Genomic DNA, 399 nt, shown 5'->3' with positions numbered 1-399 from the left:
GGAACAGACATTAGGGCAATTCAGGAAATGTTGGGGCATTCCAATATTTCAACCACCCAGATCTACACACACGTTGTTGGCATACAGGAGCGAGGTGTCGTAAGTCCGGTCGATATATAACAATGCTAAAAAAGGGGCTTTACGCCCCTTCATTCAAAACCTTAAGAGCAAGGTTTTTACTGGGCCTGGCTCTCTAGGTATTCATCATAGTTACCGTTAAAGTCGACTATGCCATCAGGCGTAATCTCGATAATACGTGTCGCCAAAGATGAAACAAATTCTCTATCGTGAGAAACGAACAGTAGAGTTCCTTCAAACTTTTCTAGCGCCATATTCAAGGATTCAATAGACTCCATGTCCAAGTGGTTAGTCGGCTCATCCATCACAAGAATATTTGGC

At 43.1% G+C, this 399-nt stretch carries 1 protein-coding gene and 1 pseudogene; one reads left to right on the top strand and one right to left on the bottom strand.

From position 1 onward, the window contains the following. The first annotated feature begins 9 nt into the window (after window positions 1-9). Complete coding sequence (locus tag A3735_RS29155) at window positions 10-120, top strand: tyrosine-type recombinase/integrase (protein WP_369820544.1); 111 nt, start codon at window positions 10-12, stop codon at window positions 118-120. Between the two features lie 56 nt (window positions 121-176). Here A3735_RS29155 and A3735_RS20810 read toward each other — a convergent pair. Next, window positions 177-399, bottom strand: a pseudogene (locus A3735_RS20810) (ABC-F family ATPase); the annotation flags it as partial.

Source organism: Oleiphilus sp. HI0061, assembly GCF_001635675.1.
Note: the sequence above shows the minus strand (reverse complement) of the source record. Positions and strands in the feature narration are given on the sequence as shown.